The sequence below is a fragment of the Ruegeria sp. BA12 genome, assembly GCF_056539625.1.
Genome location: NZ_JBQFVF010000009.1, coordinates 33,983 through 53,133, shown reverse-complemented (window position 1 = coordinate 53,133; position 19,151 = coordinate 33,983). Strand labels below are relative to the sequence as shown.

At 56.9% G+C, this 19,151-nt stretch carries 22 protein-coding genes; 8 read left to right on the top strand and 14 right to left on the bottom strand.

Translation table 11 applies throughout. The annotated features are described in order from the left end of the window. Positions 1 to 54: 54 nt before the first annotated feature. Both ACR0B0_RS16050 and ACR0B0_RS16045 read right to left on the bottom strand, forming a co-directional pair. Positions 55 to 672, bottom strand: a complete 618-nt coding sequence (locus tag ACR0B0_RS16050) for a ribonuclease HII (protein ID WP_425081788.1) — start codon at positions 670 to 672, stop codon at positions 55 to 57. A 110-nt stretch (positions 673 to 782) separates the two neighbouring features. Further along, positions 783 to 1,271 carry a hypothetical protein gene (locus ACR0B0_RS16045; protein ID WP_480648670.1) on the bottom strand — a complete coding sequence of 163 codons (489 nt, stop codon included), beginning with the start codon at positions 1,269 to 1,271 and terminating at the stop codon, positions 783 to 785. A 176-nt stretch (positions 1,272 to 1,447) separates the two neighbouring features. Between ACR0B0_RS16045 and ACR0B0_RS16040 the strand changes: the two genes are divergently transcribed. From ACR0B0_RS16040 to ACR0B0_RS16030, 3 genes are all read left to right on the top strand, one after another. After that, positions 1,448 to 1,735, top strand: a complete 288-nt coding sequence (locus tag ACR0B0_RS16040) for a hypothetical protein (RefSeq protein WP_170362372.1) — start codon at positions 1,448 to 1,450, stop codon at positions 1,733 to 1,735. Beyond that, positions 1,707 to 2,408 (top strand): winged helix-turn-helix domain-containing protein, encoded by a 702-nt coding sequence (locus tag ACR0B0_RS16035; protein WP_170351079.1) that lies wholly within the window; start codon positions 1,707 to 1,709, stop codon positions 2,406 to 2,408. Before ACR0B0_RS16040 ends, ACR0B0_RS16035 begins: the two co-directional genes overlap by 29 nt. A gap of 106 nt (positions 2,409 to 2,514) precedes the next feature. After that, positions 2,515 to 4,086 (top strand): DUF427 domain-containing protein, encoded by a 1,572-nt coding sequence (locus ACR0B0_RS16030; RefSeq protein ID WP_480648771.1) that lies wholly within the window; start codon positions 2,515 to 2,517, stop codon positions 4,084 to 4,086. A gap of 32 nt (positions 4,087 to 4,118) precedes the next feature. Here the strand turns inward: ACR0B0_RS16030 and ACR0B0_RS16025 are convergent, their stop codons facing one another. From ACR0B0_RS16025 to ACR0B0_RS16000, 6 genes are all read right to left on the bottom strand, one after another. Continuing rightward, positions 4,119 to 4,910, bottom strand: a complete 792-nt coding sequence (locus ACR0B0_RS16025) for a DUF1217 domain-containing protein (RefSeq protein ID WP_170351080.1) — start codon at positions 4,908 to 4,910, stop codon at positions 4,119 to 4,121. Continuing rightward, positions 4,907 to 5,308 carry a flagellar biosynthesis repressor FlbT gene (gene flbT, locus ACR0B0_RS16020; RefSeq protein WP_170362374.1) on the bottom strand — a complete coding sequence of 134 codons (402 nt, stop codon included), beginning with the start codon at positions 5,306 to 5,308 and terminating at the stop codon, positions 4,907 to 4,909. The genes ACR0B0_RS16025 and flbT overlap by 4 nt, the downstream gene beginning before the upstream one ends. Further along, complete coding sequence (gene flaF, locus ACR0B0_RS16015) at positions 5,308 to 5,682, bottom strand: flagellar biosynthesis regulator FlaF (RefSeq protein WP_170362375.1); 375 nt, start codon at positions 5,680 to 5,682, stop codon at positions 5,308 to 5,310. The genes flbT and flaF overlap by 1 nt, the downstream gene beginning before the upstream one ends. Before the next feature lie 77 nt (positions 5,683 to 5,759). Further along, positions 5,760 to 7,007: a flagellin gene (locus ACR0B0_RS16010; RefSeq protein WP_170351083.1), complete on the bottom strand. Its 1,248-nt coding sequence runs from the start codon at positions 7,005 to 7,007 to the stop codon at positions 5,760 to 5,762. Between the two features lie 209 nt (positions 7,008 to 7,216). Beyond that, entirely contained in the window at positions 7,217 to 7,576 is a 360-nt protein-coding gene (locus tag ACR0B0_RS16005; RefSeq protein ID WP_480648668.1) for a flagellar biosynthesis protein FlgN, read from the bottom strand. Then, entirely contained in the window at positions 7,560 to 7,841 is a 282-nt protein-coding gene (locus ACR0B0_RS16000) for a rod-binding protein (RefSeq protein ID WP_170351085.1), read from the bottom strand. The genes ACR0B0_RS16005 and ACR0B0_RS16000 overlap by 17 nt, the downstream gene beginning before the upstream one ends. Before the next feature lie 111 nt (positions 7,842 to 7,952). Here ACR0B0_RS16000 and ACR0B0_RS15995 point away from each other — a divergent pair, with 111 nt between their 5' ends. The 3 genes from ACR0B0_RS15995 to ACR0B0_RS15985 all read left to right on the top strand — a co-directional run bounded on the left by ACR0B0_RS15995 (position 7,953) and on the right by ACR0B0_RS15985 (position 10,777). After that, complete coding sequence (locus ACR0B0_RS15995) at positions 7,953 to 9,182, top strand: flagellar hook-length control protein FliK (protein ID WP_480648666.1); 1,230 nt, start codon at positions 7,953 to 7,955, stop codon at positions 9,180 to 9,182. A gap of 2 nt (positions 9,183 to 9,184) precedes the next feature. Further along, positions 9,185 to 9,850 carry a flagellar hook capping FlgD N-terminal domain-containing protein gene (locus ACR0B0_RS15990; RefSeq protein WP_170351087.1) on the top strand — a complete coding sequence of 222 codons (666 nt, stop codon included), beginning with the start codon at positions 9,185 to 9,187 and terminating at the stop codon, positions 9,848 to 9,850. A gap of 84 nt (positions 9,851 to 9,934) precedes the next feature. Further along, a complete protein-coding gene (locus ACR0B0_RS15985) occupies positions 9,935 to 10,777 on the top strand; it encodes a phosphotransferase family protein (protein WP_254440253.1) in 843 nt (280 codons plus the stop codon). Here the strand turns inward: ACR0B0_RS15985 and ACR0B0_RS15980 are convergent. The 5 genes from ACR0B0_RS15980 to ACR0B0_RS15960 form a co-directional block, all read right to left on the bottom strand. After that, positions 10,772 to 12,073 (bottom strand): NAD(P)/FAD-dependent oxidoreductase, encoded by a 1,302-nt coding sequence (locus ACR0B0_RS15980; protein ID WP_480648664.1) that lies wholly within the window; start codon positions 12,071 to 12,073, stop codon positions 10,772 to 10,774. The genes ACR0B0_RS15985 and ACR0B0_RS15980 overlap by 6 nt on opposite strands. Beyond that, complete coding sequence (locus tag ACR0B0_RS15975) at positions 12,070 to 12,888, bottom strand: ABC transporter permease (protein ID WP_170351089.1); 819 nt, start codon at positions 12,886 to 12,888, stop codon at positions 12,070 to 12,072. Before ACR0B0_RS15975 ends, ACR0B0_RS15980 begins: the two co-directional genes overlap by 4 nt. Next, entirely contained in the window at positions 12,885 to 13,775 is an 891-nt protein-coding gene (locus ACR0B0_RS15970; protein ID WP_170362382.1) for an ABC transporter permease subunit, read from the bottom strand. The genes ACR0B0_RS15975 and ACR0B0_RS15970 overlap by 4 nt, the downstream gene beginning before the upstream one ends. Further along, a complete protein-coding gene (locus ACR0B0_RS15965) occupies positions 13,775 to 14,902 on the bottom strand; it encodes an ABC transporter ATP-binding protein (protein WP_170362383.1) in 1,128 nt (375 codons plus the stop codon). Before ACR0B0_RS15965 ends, ACR0B0_RS15970 begins: the two co-directional genes overlap by 1 nt. A 68-nt stretch (positions 14,903 to 14,970) precedes the next feature. Continuing rightward, positions 14,971 to 16,056: a polyamine ABC transporter substrate-binding protein gene (locus ACR0B0_RS15960; RefSeq protein ID WP_170351092.1), complete on the bottom strand. Its 1,086-nt coding sequence runs from the start codon at positions 16,054 to 16,056 to the stop codon at positions 14,971 to 14,973. A 140-nt stretch (positions 16,057 to 16,196) separates the two neighbouring features. Here ACR0B0_RS15960 and ACR0B0_RS15955 point away from each other — a divergent pair, with 140 nt between their 5' ends. Together ACR0B0_RS15955 and ACR0B0_RS15950 are read left to right on the top strand one after the other, a co-directional pair. Beyond that, positions 16,197 to 16,880 carry a GntR family transcriptional regulator gene (locus tag ACR0B0_RS15955; protein ID WP_170351093.1) on the top strand — a complete coding sequence of 228 codons (684 nt, stop codon included), beginning with the start codon at positions 16,197 to 16,199 and terminating at the stop codon, positions 16,878 to 16,880. 75 nt (positions 16,881 to 16,955) lie between these two features. Beyond that, a complete protein-coding gene (locus tag ACR0B0_RS15950; protein WP_480648662.1) occupies positions 16,956 to 18,353 on the top strand; it encodes an aspartate aminotransferase family protein in 1,398 nt (465 codons plus the stop codon). A 109-nt stretch (positions 18,354 to 18,462) separates the two neighbouring features. Here ACR0B0_RS15950 and ACR0B0_RS15945 read toward each other — a convergent pair whose 3' ends face one another. Next, entirely contained in the window at positions 18,463 to 18,726 is a 264-nt protein-coding gene (locus ACR0B0_RS15945; RefSeq protein ID WP_480648660.1) for a hypothetical protein, read from the bottom strand. Between the last annotated feature and the right edge of the window lie 425 nt (positions 18,727 to 19,151).

The following is a 19,151-nucleotide window of genomic DNA, read 5'->3' as shown; positions in this document are numbered from 1 at the left end:
ATGAGTCAAAGTCGATTCGCCGTCAATTTCTTTTTTGAATCAGCGACTTACGATTTACTCTTGATACAAGATATTGTGTACCGGCTTGAAGGAACGTCTATGGTGTGGGGTCACACCAAGATTTTGCAGCGCGTCCTTGTGTTGTTTCGACGGATAACCGGCGTTTGTCTCCCATCCGTAGCCCGGATGCTGTTGCGCCAAATCCACCATCAGTTGATCGCGCCAGTTTTTGGCGACGATCGAAGCCGCCGCAATCGACACAGAATGCGCATCGCCTTTGACCACCGCCCTCGCGGGGATCGTCAGGCCTCGTGGAATCATGTTCCCATCGATCAGCAGGTAATCAGGCGGCGGGTCCAGCGCTGCCACCGCGCGCTCCATCGCCAGATGTGAGGCCCGCAAGATATTGTGTTCGTCAATCTCGGCCACTGACGCTTCGGCAATTGCGATCTCGGCCTTCTCACGCAGGGCTGCCTCTAACGCGGCGCGCCGTTTCGCCGTCAGCTTTTTGGAATCGTTCAGCCCGTCGGGAATATCACTGGGGTTCAGAATCACGGCTGCGGCAACCACCGGTCCGGCCAGCGGTCCGCGCCCAACCTCGTCTACGCCAGCGATCCGCAGATATCCTTGCGCCGCTGCGGCCTTCTCAATTTCATAATCCGGAGTCGTCATACCCCCGGAAAACCGCGTTTTGCCACCCACCGCAAGAAAAAAGGAGAGAGCAGCTTGCGCCGCCCTCTCCCGCACAGCGCTTCTGTGGCGCCGCTCCTGCTCGAAAACCGTTACTTGTAACTAACGCGGTATCCTTTCTGGCGCAGACAACCGGGGTGGTATGCCCGCTTGACCTTTTTGCCATTCCAGAACCTGACCTTGCACTGGTTAGGCAGGCTATTGCTGTATTTGTAATGCTTGCCCAGACAGGTCTGCCCCAACAGTCGTTGATTGGGCGAATACCCTTTGAACGTGCGCAAGCATCGTTGCGGCAGGCTGTAACGCGCAACACGCGGAGGCAGCGGGCGTACGTGATGTGGCCGGTGCTTTGGCCGGGTGTGTACATGTTTCTGGGGCGCCTTATATATGTGATTGTAGTTGTGCGTCACGTTGTTCTTTTTGCTCTTGTCGTCGAAATGCTTCACAGCGGCGCCAATCAGCGCAATGGCTGCAAGCCCGCCAAGAATATCCTCGACATCCGCGGCCCGCGCCTGAGACGCGGAAATACCGGTGATGGCAACTGCCGAGGCCACGATCAGGGTAATGAATTTCTTATGCATGGTGCTTGTCCTTCAGTAGTCTTGAGGTGACCCGGTGGCGGGCCGTGTGCTGATGACCCGACACTGGCCGCGCCTCGTTCAGACAGGCAATAACGGCCCGGTGTTATCCGATATCAGGCCCGCGAAACCCCTTAGGTTATTGAATATCGTGCCAACACATGCGCAGGATGCGGCCTATGAAACAGATCCTCTCTTCTCTGGCCCTGTTGGCCCTGATATCGCTTGGCACCACCGCTTCGGCGGCCGATTGCTATGCCGACTACAAGGCCAAGCAGGACAATCCACTGCGCCTGCATTATGGCGTCATGCAGGTATCGGCTTGCGGTAAAGGGCAGGCTAAAAAAGAAGTCGCCCAGCGCCTCAAGGGGTCGGGCTGGACCCTGCTGAACGTCATGTCCGTGTTCGGGCCGGAAGGGTTGGATAAAAGGAAGGCCAATGCCGGAAAATTCTATCTCCGTTACTGAGGCCCGCCGATCCGGTGTCAGACTGGTCGGCGCGGGCATCGCGGCGATCGTGGTGATTCTGGTAACAGCGGCCATCTTTTTATTCTGGACCCTGCCCGATGCGAACGCATTCAACGCCCGGGTCGAACGATTGTTCATCGAAAGCGATCTAACCTCGCAAACTGAAATCCGCTTGCTTGAGATATTGGCGCAATCGGGCACCGCTTTTGCCGATACACTGTCCAGCTACCGAATGGTGATTTTCGTGTTGCTGGTTTTTGCCACTGCTATGTTGGTAACGGCGCTGGTGTTTCTGGTAATGCTGGTGTTGTTGAACCGGCGAATGGCACAGATCGAACGCACCGGCATTCAGGTCACCTCGCTGTTGATCAGCCGCGAGGAAAATACCGTCTATCTGAACAACATGGATTTCAAACTGACCCCCGCGGCAATGGAGACCTTGTCGGTGCTGGCCGAATCCCGGCTGGACGACGAGGTCCTGTCCGGCGTTCAAATCGAGTCGATGATCTCGGGCAAAGACACCGCCGATTGTGACGAGGCCGCAGGTGCCACACGGATCAAACGGCTGCGCGATGCCTTGGGCAATCAGATGGTCAGTGAGTTGCTGGTCAAGAATATCGCCAAAAAAGGCTATATGCTGTCGATCGAAAAAGATGTGATTCAGATGGTCTGACTTTGCCGCATCGCACAAGGTATGTGTGATAAAATGCCAGTTATCCCCCTTGGAATGCTTGCCCCAAAGGCCCATCCTATTACTAAGCGGGTCAGGGAAACTGATGATGAACGTCCATACCACACCGCCGACTAAAGGCTATGGGATATCGGTCGAATCGCTGAAAGGTCGGATCGCGATCTATCGGGATGACACCCTGTTGGCCGAAAGCACCGACGCGAAAGTCATGTATGAAACGCGGCTGCCGGCCACAATTTACGTTCCGCGCGCGGATATCTGTGTCGATCTTGGTGCAGAAACCGAGTTGCAGACGTTTTGCCCATTCAAGGGAACGGCGACCTATCACGATGTCATTCTGGATGGGCAACGGCTGACCAACTCAGTCTGGGCCTATGAAGAAGCACTGCCTGAAAGCGCCGCCATTCAGGGCTATGTCGGGTTTATGCCCTCGGCCTATACACGGGTCGACTTGGGCGAAAACCAACTGCGAGATACCGAGGATGGCAATATCAGCGGCCCTCTGATTGATTGGCTGATGCGTGGTGCATCCAACCTCAGCACGCCGGAAGCCTTCACCAAGGCGTTGGCCGAAAAGATGTTGGAACACGGCATCGCCATTCAACGGCTCAGCATTCTGGCCTGGTCTCTGCATCCGCTGATCGCGGGCAAGCATTATATCTGGGAAAAAGGTGAGGCCCAGATTTCGACCAACGTGCCCACGTATGAAATCCACGATCACCCGGCCTATATCAACAGCCCCCTGCGTCACGTCTCGAACGGGCTGGGCGGTGTGCGCCAGCGGTTGAACGACGAAAACCCCCAAAACAGCTTCCCGATTATGGAGGACTTGCGGGCCAAGGGTGCCACCGATTACGTCGCCATGCCATTGCCTTTCTCGGACGGGCGGACAAATGTCCTGACCCTGACCTGCGATCATCCTGACGGGTTTACAACAGAAAACCTCGGGTTGGTGTTCGAGTGCTCATCTGTCATTGCCCGCTTTTACGAAGTTTTCATGCAGCGCGAGAACGCACAGGTGTTGCTTGAGACTTATGTCGGCAAACGCTCGGGCGCGCGGGTGCTGGGCGGTGAAATCCGGCGCGGCGACGGGGATGAGATTGATGCGGCCATTATGCTCTGCGACCTGCGCAATTCGACCAGCCTGGAAGAGCAGCTTGGCCGTACCGCCTATATCAACGTGCTGAACGACTTTTTCGAAACCGTGTCCGATATCGTGCATAACAATGGCGGCGAAGTATTGAAGTTCATCGGTGACGCTGTTCTGGCAGTCTTTCCCGAGGGTGAAGATTCCATGGTCGCGCGCCGAAACGCGCAACGCTCAGCCGTTGAAATTGTCGAAAAACTTGGTGAGTTGCGCCAATCTGGCTCAGACGTTCATTGCGATTGCTCGATCGGGGTTGCCTATGGTCGGGTCACATATGGCAATGTCGGATCGCGCGAACGGCTGGATTTCACAGTCATCGGACAGGCCGCAAATGTCGCGGCCCGGTTGGGGGAATACAGCAAAACGATCGGTCAGCGCATTGTCGTCTCGGCCGATATTCAGCCTGCATGCGCGGATGCTTTGTCATTGGGCGAGGTCAAGCTGCACAATGTGTCCCAGCCAGTGACCGCATTTGCACTCAGAACTTCGGCGGATGCCGTGTTGAACGCCTGAGTTTTCGGATAGTTATCTGTGTCGCGCCTAGGTTACGCCCCCAGCAAAATCAGCGCCGTTTGAGCAGGGGAAATCGTGTTTTGCAGCTGTGCAATCTGGCTGCGTGCAAGATATTGGTCTGTCAGCCGGGCCACCGACGCCTCGTCGGTAAATTGGGCCAGATCGTCTGATCCAGTCAGGCCCGACAATCTATCCTTGAAAACCTCAAGCTGCCTGTCGATGTCCAACTGCGCGAAACTTGATGGCAGCCCCAGCGCCGTCTCCATCATGCTTCTCAGCGGCGGTTGCCCCATCAGATCGAACCACTTAGTGTCCGAACTGCTGTCCTGCGCGGCCAGATCCGCCAAGGTATGTTGCGTATAAAGCGATATGCGCATCGTCTCATCGCTCTCACCAACAGCGATTTCGAACCGAGACACGGCATTGTCCTGCGCAATTGCTTCCATAAAGGTGGTCAAACCCGTTCTGCGCACCTCGCCCGGACCCAGGCCGAAGGCTTCGGAAAACTCCCGATACCGCTTATCGGCCAGACGGTTGGACAATGCATCCTCGGCGCTTGTCCCATCGGACAGAATTTTCTGGACGAAATAGCGATTGTTGATGTCATCCTCTAGCCCGAAGGCGCCCAGCGCCACTTGCAGCAACCGCCTATCCGAAACCAATTCCTCAGCCGTCTGTACCTTGCCGATATTGCTCAGAAAGTACTTTGTCTCTCGTTCATTGACTGGCGAGGCCGAAAAGCTTTCGAGCTGCGTATCATAGGTACGCTGCAAAAAACGCCAGCCGACAATACCATCAGAGGGGATGACAGGCCGGAATGTCATTGCTGATACGCCATCAACCGTTCTTCACGCGGCAACAGCGCCCGCAGGGATTTCAGGCATTTGTAATACTGTTCGGCCAGTAAAGCCTCAGTAGCTTCGGACAGAACACGACGACTGTCGGCATCGGTGAAGACCTGGCTCAACTCTTCAACCCGCCGCAAAAGCTGTTGCCGCGCCCGCTCAGGCTCCATATCGCCGGACAAGACAAGCTGGGCGGCATAACACACCCGCCGCACCGGGGTAGTCACCTCATCCGGATGAATGGCATCGCGCAGGCGCAGGACATTTGCGTCCGGCGTCATGATTGAAAAGCGGCTGCGGCGATCTCCGTTTTCGACAACCACGCCGTTGATCAGCACCCTCTCTTTCGGTGCCAGTTTCAGAACCAGCCCCCCCATCAGGTAGCACCCATCTGACGCAGGCCGCGCAGGACGGCCATATTGATCTCAAGCAGCGGCTCAACGGTCGCCTTATTGCCCAGAACCTGACTGCTGTGTTGCTCGGTGAATTCTGCCAGATAGAAGATTCGCGCGCGCAATTCATTGGGCAGCGCGTTGTCCGAGTCGGACACGCCAGTTGCCAGAACGGTCCACAAGCGACGATTTTCGTGTAGCGCGTGAACGAACCCTCCGAAATCGGTTTTGCGTCGGGCCGCCGCAACCTTGAGCCGATGCGTGATCTTCGAAATCGCCTCGTACTCGGTATCGCGCGGGGTGCGGGTCGGGGCGGCGGTCTGCGCGTAGGCACGTTGTGCAAGAGTTTGCGGTGTCACTTGAAATCCTTCCAATAGGCCGTCTTTTGGCGGTCAGAGTCGGGGCGCGTCTGGGCGCCCCGACCAGGTTCCGAAAATTAACGGAACAGCGACAGGATCGACTGCGGCGCCTGATTGGCAATCGACAGCGATTGAGTGGCCAGCTGCTGCTGAACCTGAAGAGCTTGCAGACGAGCCGAGGTCTCTTCCATATCGGCGTCAACCATCGAACCGATGCCGGACTTGAACGAGTCGGTCAGTTTGGAAACGAAATCCTGCTGTGTTTCGATACGGCCCTGCGCCGAACCAAAGGCTGCCGCTGCATCAATCGACGTGTCGATCAGTGTTTCGATGGTGCCCAGTGCGGCTGCCGCGCCTGCATCTGTCGAAACGTCAATCGAGCTGAGTGCGCCAAGCCCACCGGAACCAGCATTAGTGAATTGAGCCGACACGGTAATGTCCTGATCCGCATCCGCACCAGCCGTTGCCGTACCTGTAGTAAAGGACAGGGTGTTCGGCGATCCCGAGTCATAGTCGACTGCAACACCTGTGATGCCCAGCGCATCAACCTGGTTCTTGAGGCCAACAGCAACAAGAGCATCTGTATAGGCATCGTCATAGGTTCCAGAGGGATCCAGATCGCTGGCTTGAATGGTGTACGACACATCCTGATCACCGACTCGGATCGAGACACTATCACCGACTTCAAAGTTGTCAGTCGAGCTGTCGATCACAATGTCACCTGACCCGCCGGCTTTATCCATGGTAAAGCCTGCAACATCATTGTCGGTGGTCGCGCCTCCCGAACCTGCAAGTACGCCTTTGGCAGTATAACCGCCAATGGACAGGTCCTGACTTGCGACCGAAATCGACGACGAATTCACTGCACCAGTGCTATCCCGATCAAGTGAGGACAAGATCGAAGCAGTACCGGCCGAGCCGTCCACAAGGTTAAGCCCGTTGAACTGTGCCGCACCAACAACCGACGCAATCTGATCCCGCAGAGCGGTCACATCATCGTTGATCTTGCCGCGGTCAACGTTGTCCTCCTGCGCGGCGACGATTTTCTCTTTCATCTGCGTCAACAGATCGGTCACGGTTTCCGACGCGTTCCGCGCCACCGCAACGGTCGATTCACCCAGCGCCAGGCTGTCTTTGATCGCGTTGAAGCCCTTGACGTCCGACTCCATGACTTTGGAGATTGCCCAGACGGCCGAGTTGTCCTTGGCAGTTGCGACGTCCTTACCGGTCGAGATCGCGTTCTGGGTCATCTCCAGATTCTTGTTGACCGATTTCAGGGTTTGCAGCGCCACCATTGCGCCATTGTTTGTCAGAATGCTGGACATAGCTTTCTTCCTTTTCCGTTCGGGCCCTTTGCGCCCATGCTTACCCCGCACCACATGCGGGCTTTGACGTCTTTCTGATCAATGCGATCCGCCGTCGGGCTGTTCGCGCCACCTGTTGTTTCAGATGCCCGGCCACCTTTGCCCCTGATCCCCTAACGGAATGCTAAAGCCCCTCACTGAGAAAATTCGGATTTGAATCAAACCCGCTCCTATGCCCGTTTTTCCAGTTTCGCATTGCGACGCACGGCGTATCCGTTGCGCTGCCCGTCCGCTCCGTAGGTGCTGAACTCCTGCCGAACGCGCCGCAATTCGGCCATACAGCTGGCAACGGCCCGAATCCCTTCGGCGGCACTGTTCAACAGCGCCTGGTTCCGTTCGACTTTCTGCTGCAGGCGAATCAATTCGGCGCTGTCCAGAACCTGCAATTCATTGATCGCACCGATCAGCTTTTCCTTTTCCGGCGCCATATGGCTCAGCCGGTCCAGATCCCCGTCGACAAGCGCGGATCGCTCAAGATCCAGCACTTCCTCAAGGGATCGGATCAGGTCGGTTTCAGAATTGGTCGGCATCGGTTTTCTCCATCATGGACTGGAACAAAATTTCGGACAGGCCAAGGCCGCCGGATGCGGCCAACGCACGCGCCTGATGTTGCACGAGGAAGGACGAAAACTGATCTTCGCCGGCACCGCCGCCAAAAGATTCGCTGGCCTTGCCCAACCCAGAAGACTTGAGCATTTCCGCCAGAAACGCGGCCTCCAACTCGACCGCCGCAGCCTGCAATTTCTCGGCCGTGGTGGGGGGCTGCGCGGTAGGAAGGGTTGTGGAAATCTTCATCACTTTCTCCGAAATTTGCATCGAACTTTCTTGATCAAAGGCGAAAGCGGTTAAAATAAACGTAACCTCCTGCGGGCAGATTTCCGTTCACACAAACGGAGTCGGAGCAAAATGCCCAACCCACTTTCAGCACTGTTGTCTTCGTCGGGCACCGCCGCGAAACCCGATGCAAAACCGCAAGAACCTCGTGCGTCCAAAGGGGCCGCGTCCTTTCAAATGGTCATGGATCAAGAGGCCGATCCGCAGTCAGCCGAGCCCGATCTCACCGACCTTTTGGTTCAGGACCCAGACTCGGTGTCAGAGGTGGACGACATCGCTGCAAACGTTGAAATTCCGGATGTTTCCGATACCCCCGAGGATCAGCCGCCTGCCGAATTACATGCGGCTGTGCCGGAAGTTGTTCCGGCTCCGGTTGCAAAGACGATGGCTGAAAAACCAACCATGACGTCATCAACTATTGAGGCGGAGACTGAAACGGTAGACGAGACGCACACGCCCCCTCAAAAAGCCGACAGGTTGCAACCCGCGACGGGCCCTGCTCGGCGTACGGTATCTCCAGCCGTTCAAGCCATGCTTTTCGGTACAGTTTCCCCAAGAAGAACGCCCCAGGCGGCCACCAATCCGCCAAGCTTTCCCGCCGGGCTTGTAACACCGAACATGCTCCCGAAAGAGATGTTGGATCATTCGCCCATCATCCGACCCGACCTGGGCGGACCAAGTGTCCCCGCGACGCCACAGGTGGCGCAATCGCAAGCGGTGGTGCCTGATCGGGCGCCAACACTTGTACAAATGCAGCTTTTGGCCACGGATCAAACCAACACGCAGACCGAGCTACAGACCTTTCCCGAAGTCGAAGAGATATCGACCACCAGAGAGACCCCGACATTGTACCCTGCCCGAGATTCGGCACCATTAACACAGACCATGACATCGACGGCGCGCGCTGAAACGGCACGCGCGGTTGCCAATCAAATGGCAACCGTTGTTTCCGCGCGTGGACAGCAAGGCACAATCGAGGTCGCGTTAAACCCCGAAGAACTGGGACGCGTTTCGATAGTCTTGAATGGTCGCGAGGATGGTCTGCACGTAACAATCTCGGCGGAACGGCCGGAAACACTGGATATGATGCGCCGTCACATCTCGGTGCTGGAGGCCGAATTCCAGAACTTTGGGCTGGGCGACCTGTCCTTTGATCTGGGCACCTCTGCAGACGCACAGCAGGATAGGTCTGACTCGGGCGACGGCACCCGGCTTGCGGAAACGCAGGACGAGCCTGTCACCGAGGCAGGTCCCGCCATTCCGAAACTAGGCCCCGACGGCCGGATCGACATGAGGCTTTGAGCATGATCACCCCAACCCAATCGACGACGCAAGCCAATACCCAGGCCCAATCAGCATCCCAGTCACAGGCAACCTCGATCGCGTCGGATTTCGACACTTTCCTGTTGCTGATGACAACCCAGGCGCAAAATCAGGACCCGTTGGAGCCGATGGATTCGACCGAGTACGCCTCGCAATTGGCGCAATTTTCGATGGTTGAACAACAGGTTCAGAGCAACGAGCTTTTGTCCGAACTGGCGCTGTCTCTGGGCGGTATAAAGCTAGAGGATCTTGCCAATTGGGTCGGTATGGATGTCCAGACCACCGCAGCGTTCCACTTTGATGGCGAGCCTGTGACCCTGTCCGCGCAGGCTGAACCGGCGGCAGACAGTGCGGTGATGGTGATCCGGGACAGTGACGGCACCGAGATCGAAAGGATTTCCGTACCGGTGACCCAGACCGAATTTGACTGGGCCGGGACAACTAGCGATGGCAGCCCTTTGCCGACCGGCAGCTATTCAGCCACATTGGAAAGCTATGACGGGGAAGAGTTGCTTTCAGGCCAGCCTGTCTCAACCTACAGTCAGGTGGTCGAGGCACAGGTTGGCGAGGATGCTGTCGTGCTGACGTTGGAAAGCGGGCAGGTGGTTCCGGCAGGGATGGTGACCGGGGTCCGAACCGGAACTTGATCTGCAGGGCGGGACAGGCCAAACCAGTGCAAACTGCGACTCGTTTTTTTGGTGAACCCACTGCCCGCCCCGACACTCCCCCCTTTGGATCTTGTTGATGACCTGCGTCACCGAAGGCTGATCGCACCTGATGCTCAGTTTCAAACCCTGTATGGCGGTCGGACCAATAAGGTCTGGAAAGTGCTGGAAGAGAACGGCGGCAAGGTTTTGAAACTGTACCGAACAGGGTTGCGCAATCCATTGTTTCGCAACGATGCCGAGTTGGAAGCGCAGTGCCTAACCGCGTTGGAGCCGACCGGGTTTGCCCCGCGTCTGCGCGCGGCGGGTCAACATCAAAACGGTCGATGGGTGTTTTACGATCACGCGCCGGGTACGCCCTGGCGTAAGGACACAACCGACGTTGCCCTATTGCTCGGCAAACTACATGGGCTGGATGTGTCGGTTCCGGCGCCCCGCGGATGCAATGGCAGTGCGGATCTGGCCCGGCACGGCCAGAGCATCCTTAACGGATGCACCTCGGCCATGCGGCACCAATTGGAACAGCTAAAACCTGACGAACAGGTACAGCCGACCCAACAGACTTGCCTGATACACGGCGACCCGGTTGCGGGGAACATTCTGGTTGCGCCATCCGGGCTGACCCTGATCGACTGGCAATGCCCGGCGCAGGGCGATCCGTGCGAAGACATTGCACTGTTTGTGTCGCCCGCCATGCAGCACCTGTACCGGGGGTCAGCTATGACACCTGAGGAAGAAGATCAGTTTCTGTCCTCGTACAGACGCGCAGACATCGTGACCCGGTTCAAATCGCTGCGTCGTTGGTATGCCTGGCGGATGGCGGCCTATTGTTTGTGGCGGATAGAAAACGGGTCACCGGACTATGCCACGGGGTTGGAACTAGAACGCGCGGTGCTAGAGCGGTCATAAGTCCAATAGACCCATCATGGCATAGGCCGGCGGCATCAATGCGCGCCGCCAGCGTCCCAGCGGAAACCGCGCTGGGACACGTGTTATGGGTTCAGGTAGCCCGGTCTCTTGCTGCAAAACCATCCGGGCCAGCGCCCGTCCGCAATAGGTCCCCATCGCCACCCCGTTACCGTGATAGGCAAACCCGGCGAACATCCCCGGTTGATCCGTCACGGGACCCACAAACGGCGTTAACCCTCGCGACAGGCAGACCATACCGGACCACATATGGGTGACATCGACCGACGCCCATTCCGGGAACATCTGCCTGAAATCGTTCAGAGCCTTCCGGCGAATGGCCGCCTCAGCCTGCGGAGACGCGCGCAACCCGCCTCGCATTCCGAACAGAAACCGTCGGTCGGGCATCAGGCGGAAATAATGCAGCAAATGGCGGGTATCGTAAGACATCTGGTCAGATGTCCAACCCTGGGTTTGCAATTCTTCCTGCGTCAGAGGGCGCGTCACCAGAACCGTGGATTGGACAGGCATATACCGGCCAGCCAGCCAGGGCGGCACGTCCTCGCTGGAGTAACCATTGGTGCAGATCAGAACGTTTGCGGCGCTGATCCGACCCGAGGCTGCCTCCAAGTCAAAGCCAGATTGCGTCTTCCGAATTGTCTGCACCGCACTGTTCTGAAACAGCTTGGCGCCCAGTGTCTGGGTCATTTGCGCCAGCCCGAACAGGTATTTTCTGGGGTTCAGTGCAAATCCGACCGGGTTGGTGTACCCGCCATAAAACCGACCACCAAACCCAAGTCCAGGAAGATCATCTGGGGCGTGCAAAGTGCCCGTGGCCTCGGCCCGTTTGCGCAGCCCTTCCATCGCACGGGGGGTGTGGGCCAGTTGGGTTTCACCCTGTGAATGCACATCCGCATCTATGGCATTGGTTTTCAGCAGATCAGCGACAAGGAGAACCGCGTCCATTTCAGCTTGATCATAACTGTGTGCGGCCGCCTCACCGAATTGGCGGACCATTGCGCTGTAGCTCAGTTTTGATCCGCCCAGACAGCAAAAGCCACCATTGCGCCCCGAGGCGCCCCAACCAGGTGTCCGGGCCTCAAGCACCGCAACCGAAACACACGCGTTTGCCAGATGCAGCGCCGCTGACAGCCCGGTGAAACCGCCACCAACAATGGCGACGTCTACCTTCTGTTCACCGTTGAGAACCGGCCAGTCGGGGCTGGCAATCGTTTCGTCCCACCAGCAGTTGGTCCGGGGGCCGGGCCCATAGGTGTAATCCGGGAACAGCCGCTTCATTCGGTACGCGCAGCAGCCATTTCATCCTGCTTTTGCCGCACCATCGCGCGTTTTGTGACCAATGATGCGGTGATAACGCCCACCGTCACAATCGCGATCATGATCGTGGACAATGCGTTGATCTCGGGGCTGACACCCAGGCGCACGGCCGAAAAGATCTTGATCGGCAGGGTTGTCGCCGACGGCCCAGAGGTGAACGACGCAATCACCAGATCATCCAGCGACAGAGTGAAGGCCAGCAACCAACCCGAGATCACCGCAGGCGCGATGATCGGCAAAGTCACCAGCCGGAACGCCTGAGCGGGTGAACAGCCCAAATCCAGCGCAGCCTCTTCCAGAGATTTATCGAAGGTCACTAGGCGTGAAGACACGACAACCGAGACGAAACACATCGAAAAAGTCGTATGCGCCAGAACGATGGTCAGGATACCCCGATCCAACCCGATGCCGATGAACAGCAACAGCAGCGACAGCCCGGTGATAACCTCGGGCATCACCAGCGGCGCGTAGATCATGCCGGAAAACAGCGTGCGACCAAAGAACCGCCCACCGCGCACCAACACATAGGCCGCGGCGGTACCCAAGATTGTCGCCAATGTGGATGAGAATACCGCGACGCGCACGGTCACCCAGGCTGCATCCAGAAAGGCCTCGTTCTGGATCACTTCGCCATACCATTTGGTCGAGAACCCGGCCCAGACTGTCACCAGCTTGCTCTCATTGAAGCTGAAGATGATCAGGATGATCATCGGGATATAGAGGAACGCAAATCCCAGCGTCAGGGACACCGCGTTGAACCAGCTTAGCCTGTTCATTGCTCGGCCTCCGTCTGCTTTTGCTGGTTGCGCTGGAACAGCACAATCGGGACGACAAGGATCAGAAGCAGTACCACCGCCACGGCGCTGGCCACCGGCCAGTCGCGGTTCGAGAAGAACTCTTCCCACAGCACCTTGCCGATCATCAATGTACCCGAGCCGCCCAGCAATGATGGAATCACGAACTCACCAATCACCGGGATCATCACCAGAAAACATCCCGCGATGATGCCAGGGCGCGACAGCGGAACAGTCACCAGCCAAAAGGCCTGCAGGCGTGAGCAGCCCAGATCCTCAGCCGCTTCGATCAGGGACCCGTCCATACGCTCCAGTGACGAATAAACCGGCAGGATCATGAACGGCAGATACGTGTAGACGATGCCGATATAGACCGCCCATTGCGTGTTCAGAATGGTCAGCGGGGTCGAGATGATGCCCAGCCACAGCAGAAACTGGTTCAGATAGCCTTCGTTCGACAAAATCCCCATCCACGCGTAAACGCGGATCAGGAACGAGGTCCAGAACGGCAAGATCACCAGCATCATCAGCGTGGGCCGCCACTCGACCGGCGCGCGGGCCATGCCGTAGGCAATCGGATAGCCCACCAACAGCGTCAGAAAAGTCGAGATCACCGCGATCTTGACGCTGGACAGGTAGGCTTTCCAATACAGGTCATCCTCGGTCAGCCAGACGAAGTTTTCGAAATCCAACTGGCTGAAGAACTCTTTGATCCCGGCCCAGCCCTGCGACAGGTCCAGCGTTGGCGTGTAGGGCGGAATGGCCAGTTCGGTATCCGACAACGAGATCTTCAGAACGATGAAGAACGGCACCAGAAACAGCGCCAACAGCCAGACATAGGGAACGGCAATCAGAAATGCGCGGCGCATCAGCTGGCCAGCAGAACCGCGGCCGTCGCTGTCCAAGACAGCCAGACCGGGTCTTCCCAGGTGAACGACCGGCGCGAGATTCGACGGGTATTGGCCGTCTGCGCCTTGATGATCGTGCCGTTTGCAAGCTCGACATGATAGGTAGACAGGTTGCCCAGATAGGCGATGTCATGAACCTTGCCCTGCACTGCGTTGATCGCATCCGCCGGGCGATCCGCCGAGATCGTCACTTTTTCGGGCCGGATCGCCAGATGGCAGGTCTGACCGCTAGAAAACCCATTTGCTGAGGTTGCCGTCAGCGGTGCCTGCCCCTCGGCCCAGTCGATCTGATAGGAGTCTTCGCCGTTGGCGGACGCCCGGCCCTCGATGATGTTCACATCCCCGATGAAATCCGCGACATAGACCGAGTTCGGGTTTTCATAGATGCGATCCGGCGTTTCCACCTGCATCAACCTGCCCTGGTCCATCACCGCGACGCGGCTGGCGACGGTCATCGCCTCTTCCTGATCGTGGGTCACGATCACAAAGGTGGTGCCGGTCTTTTCCTGAATATCCATCAGTTCAAACTGCGTGTCCTGCCGCAGTTTCTTGTCCAGCGCGCCAAGCGGTTCATCCAGCAACAGCAGCTTTGGTGCCTTGGCCAGTGACCGCGCCAGCGCCACCCGCTGACGTTGCCCACCCGAGATCTGATGCGGCTTGCGGCGGGCAAATTGTTCCAGCCGGGTCAGGCGCAGCATCTCTTCGACACGCTCTTCCAAGTCATGCTTGGGCATGTTGTCCCGGCGCAGGCCGAAGGCAATATTGTCCCAGATACTGAGGTGCGGGAACAGTGCGTAGGACTGGAACATCATGTTCACCGCCCGCTTGTTCGGCGGGATCGGGTCGATGTCCTGACCGCCCAACATGATGTGCCCTTCGGTCGGCGTTTCGAACCCTGCCAACATCCGCATCATGGTGGTCTTGCCGCAGCCCGAAGGCCCCAGCAAAGCAAAGAATTCTTTTTCGAAGATATCCAGAGACAGGTTGTCGATGGCCGTGAATTCACCAAACCGTTTGGTGACATTCCGGAACTGGATCAAAGGTTTCGCCTGTGGATCATTCCACGGCTCAAAGACGTCAGAGTTCAAAACGGCCCCCGTGCATCAATCTGGGAAATGGCACAGGGCGGGCCAATCCGCCCTGTGCAGATAACCGGTCAGGTGCCCGATTTGATCTTGGTCCACAGACGGGTCACCACCCGTTGTGTTTTCGACGGGTATGGCGTCGTGATGTAGAGATTCTGCATGGTAGCATCATCAGGATAGATCGCCGGATCACCGATCACGTCTTCTACAAGAAACTCCTGTGACGCCTTGTTGCCATTGGCATAGTAAACGTAGTTCGATGCAGCGGCCATGTTATTGGCATCCAGAATAAAATCCAGGAACTTGTGTGCACCTTCTGGGTTCGGAGCATCCGCCGGAATTGCCATCTGGTCGAACCACATCAACGAGCCTTCGGCAAATGGGTGGTATTCAATGTTGACACCGTTGTCAGCCTCTGCTGCGCGATCGCGTGCCTGAAGAATATCGCCCGACCAGCCGACGGCTACGCATATATCTCCATTGGCCAATGCGTTGATATATTCCGAACTATGGAACTTTTGGATGTGAGGGCGGACGCTAGTCAGAACCTCTTCGACTTTCTTGATGACGTCAGGATCGTGGCTATCAGGATCTTCGCCTATGTACTGCAAAGCCATTGGTATCATCTCGGCTGGCGCGTCTAGGAAGTGAACCCCACAAGAGGCCAGCTTTTCCATGTTCTCAGGCTTCAGCACCAGATCCATGCTATTTAGGGCGACGTCATCACCCAGCGCTTCTTTGACTTTGTCGACGTTCACGCCGAGTCCAGTGGTGCCCCACATGTAGTTTATCGAATACGCGTTGCTGGGATCATAACCCGCGGTGCGTTCCTGGATTACGTCCCACAGGTTGCCCGCGTTGGACAGTTTGGACGAATCCAACTCCTGAAATGCACCAGCCTGTATCTGGCGCTGAAGGAAGGTTCCGGACGGCACCACAACGTCATACCCCGAACCACCGGCCAACATCTTGGTTTCAAGAACCTCGTTACTGTCGAACACGTCGTAGATCAGCGTCAGGCCGGTTTCTTCTTCGAACTTCGCAAGCAGGTCCTCATCGATATAGTCGGACCAGTTGTAAACACGCACTTCTTCGGCAAAGGCCGCAGAAGTCCCCAGCGCGATGACCGCTGTCATGGTCAGCGTTTTGATTGTCATTTTCTTCTCCCTGCAAGTGTACGGGTATAATCCCGTTTTTTTGGATTTGATCAAGTTTTGCGTTTTCCCTCGATCCCGCGTATGGTTTCACGAGGCCTGAAACCTGGCAAGACATCATCACTGGAAACGGGGCAAACCAATTGGATTTGATCAAAAATAAGGCATCCAGCGCGAAGGTAGAGACCGAAAAACGACCCGCGCACGAACAGGTCTATCAAACCCTAAAAGCGCAGATCATGTTCGGTGACTTGGTGCCGGGACAGCCCGTCACGATACAGGGGCTGACTGATTCGCTGGGGGTGGGAATGACCCCCGTGCGTGAGGCGATTCGCCGCCTGATCTCGGATGGCGCGCTGGTGTTTCAGGGCAACCGCAGGGTCAGCGTACCGCTGTTGTCGGCGGGAGATGTCGAACAGATGATATTCGCCAGAATTTCAATAGAATCAGAGCTTTCATGCCGCGCAGCTGCAAATATGAACAGCGCGGATATCGATAATCTTGAACGGATCGATCAGCGGCTTGACCGCACAATCGCGGACGGCGACGTCAGCGGTTATCTGCATCTGAACCACACGTTTCACGAAACCCTCTATTCCTACGCTGACGCTCCAATTCTGCTTGATCTGACCGAGCGGCTCTGGCTGAGATTCGGGCCGTCTCTGCGTGTGGTCTGTGGCCGTTTCGGCACGCAAAGTCTGCCGGACCGGCATAAGGACATTATCACCGCGCTGCGCGCAAAAGATGCGAAAATGGCAGCAAAAGCCACGGCTCAGGATATCGAACAGGGGATGGAACTGATGGCCGACGCCCTGACCGACGGCTAGAAATTGGCGATTCGATTGACAGGGAAAAATTTGATCATATTGTAAATGCCAACCGCTTTTGCAGGAGACGTCCGGATGTCCACCATAACTAATCACATGCCCACCGCTGAATTGCAGGCGCTGGATGCTGCCCATCACATGCACCCGTTCTCGGCCAATGGTTCGCTTGGCCAGGAAGGCGCCCGCGTCATCACCCGTGCCAATGGCGTCTATCTGACCGACAGCGAGGGCGAAGAGATTCTGGACGCCATGGCCGGTCTGTGGTGCGTCAATATCGGCTATGGTCGCGATGAACTGGCCGAGGTCGCCGCCCGCCAGATGCGCGAGCTGCCGTATTACAACACTTTCTTCAAAACGACCCATGTGCCTGTCATCGCGCTCGCCGCGAAGCTGGCAGAACTGGCGCCGGGCGATCTGAACCACGTCTTCTTCGCCGGCGGCGGATCCGAGGCGAATGACACCAACATCCGTCTGGTGCGCACCTATTGGGCCGAAAAAGGCCAGCCCGATAAAAACATCATCATTAGCCGCCACAACGCCTATCACGGCTCGTCCGTGGGGTCCGCGTCTCTCGGGGGTATGGCCGGGATGCACGCGCAGGGCGGCATTCCGATCCCCAACATCCACCACATTAACCAACCGAACTGGTGGGCCGAAGGCGGCACCATGACCCCCGAGGAATTCGGCCTAGCCCGCGCGCGCGAGTTGGAAGACGCCATTCTGGAGCTGGGCGAAGACCGCGTTGCCGCCTTTATCGCCGAACCCGTGCAAGGTGCGGGCGGCGTGATCGTGGCACCCGACAGCTACTGGCCCGAGGTTCAGCGGATCTGCGATAAATACGATATCCTACTGATCGCGGATGAGGTGATTTGCGGATTTGGCCGCACGGGCAACTGGTTCGGCTCAGAAACCGTAGGTATCCGACCGGATATCATGACCATCGCCAAGGGGCTCAGCTCGGGCTATGCGCCCATCGGAGGGTCCATCGTCAGTGATGAGATCGCCAAGGTTATCGGCGGCACCGAGTTCAACCATGGCTACACCTATTCCGGCCACCCGGTCGCGGCGGCCGTTGCGCTGGAAAATCTGCGCATCCTCGAAGAGGAGAAGATCGTCGAACACGTCCGCGACGTGGCCGCGCCCTATTTGAAAGAGAAATGGGAGGCGCTGGCCGATCACCCGCTGGTCGGTGAGGCCAGAATCGTCGGCATGATGGCCTCGATCGCGCTGACGCCAGACAAGGCCAGCCGTGCCAAGTTTGCCTCGGACCCCGGCACCGTGGGCTATATCTGCCGCGACCGCTGCTTTGCCAACAACCTGATCATGCGCCATGTGGGCGACCGGATGATCATCTCACCCCCGCTGATCCTGACCCCAGCGGATATCGACGAGATGTTCGTGCGGATTTACAAGTCGCTGGATGAGGCACATGCCGAAATCATCGCGCAAGGTTTGATGAAAGTGGCGGCATAGGTCGGCGTTCAGATTAACTACGAAACGCAAGGGGCGGTTGGATTAACAACCGCCCTTAGTTTTGAAGATCCGAGTCTTGCTCGGCCTCATTAGGTTATATGTGACGGAGCTAAATTTCGTCCGGAGAAAAGTCACTCCGGCTCCAGCTATCATCGTACTCTCCCAAAACTCGGGACAACCCCAATAATGACACAAAAAGTCGTGCGTAAAAATCCCGCGACATGAGTGGCTCGTTTTCATCCAGCAACTGAACAAGTTTGGCGACTTCTGTAGCAAAGACATCATAGACCTCTTTGTCCGTGGACGTTGGATCCAACGTCCAGATGTCGTGTTTGTCATAGTACTGCGCTGGTTGTGGTGTGTCTTCGGTCATAGTGCGGCCTCATCATTTGAGGCACACTTGGGATTGATGAAGCTACCGGCAATATACGTGGCGGGTAGTCACAACAAAATGGCGGCCGAGACCATAAGATTCAGACTAAGACACCTCAGTGACTTTAGTGTTTGAAGCCGCCCTTGCATATTCAAGCTGACGAAATCATCCGGCAGTAACTTCGGCACAGTTGGTACGTTCGTACGACGCCGGTCATGTTTGGCTCGGTTCGCCTGTGTCTAAACCCTGTGTATCAGTTCCAGCCTCTGTCAGGCGTGCTAGCAGTTTTCAGCGCTAAGCAAAGCTCAGCACACGAGCATTGCAACCGCATCGCGCGGGAATATAAAAATTGTCGCGCGACAAAAAACTTGATTTAATGCACCTTAGATTCAAATATATGAATGCGATCCGGTTTTTTATTACCT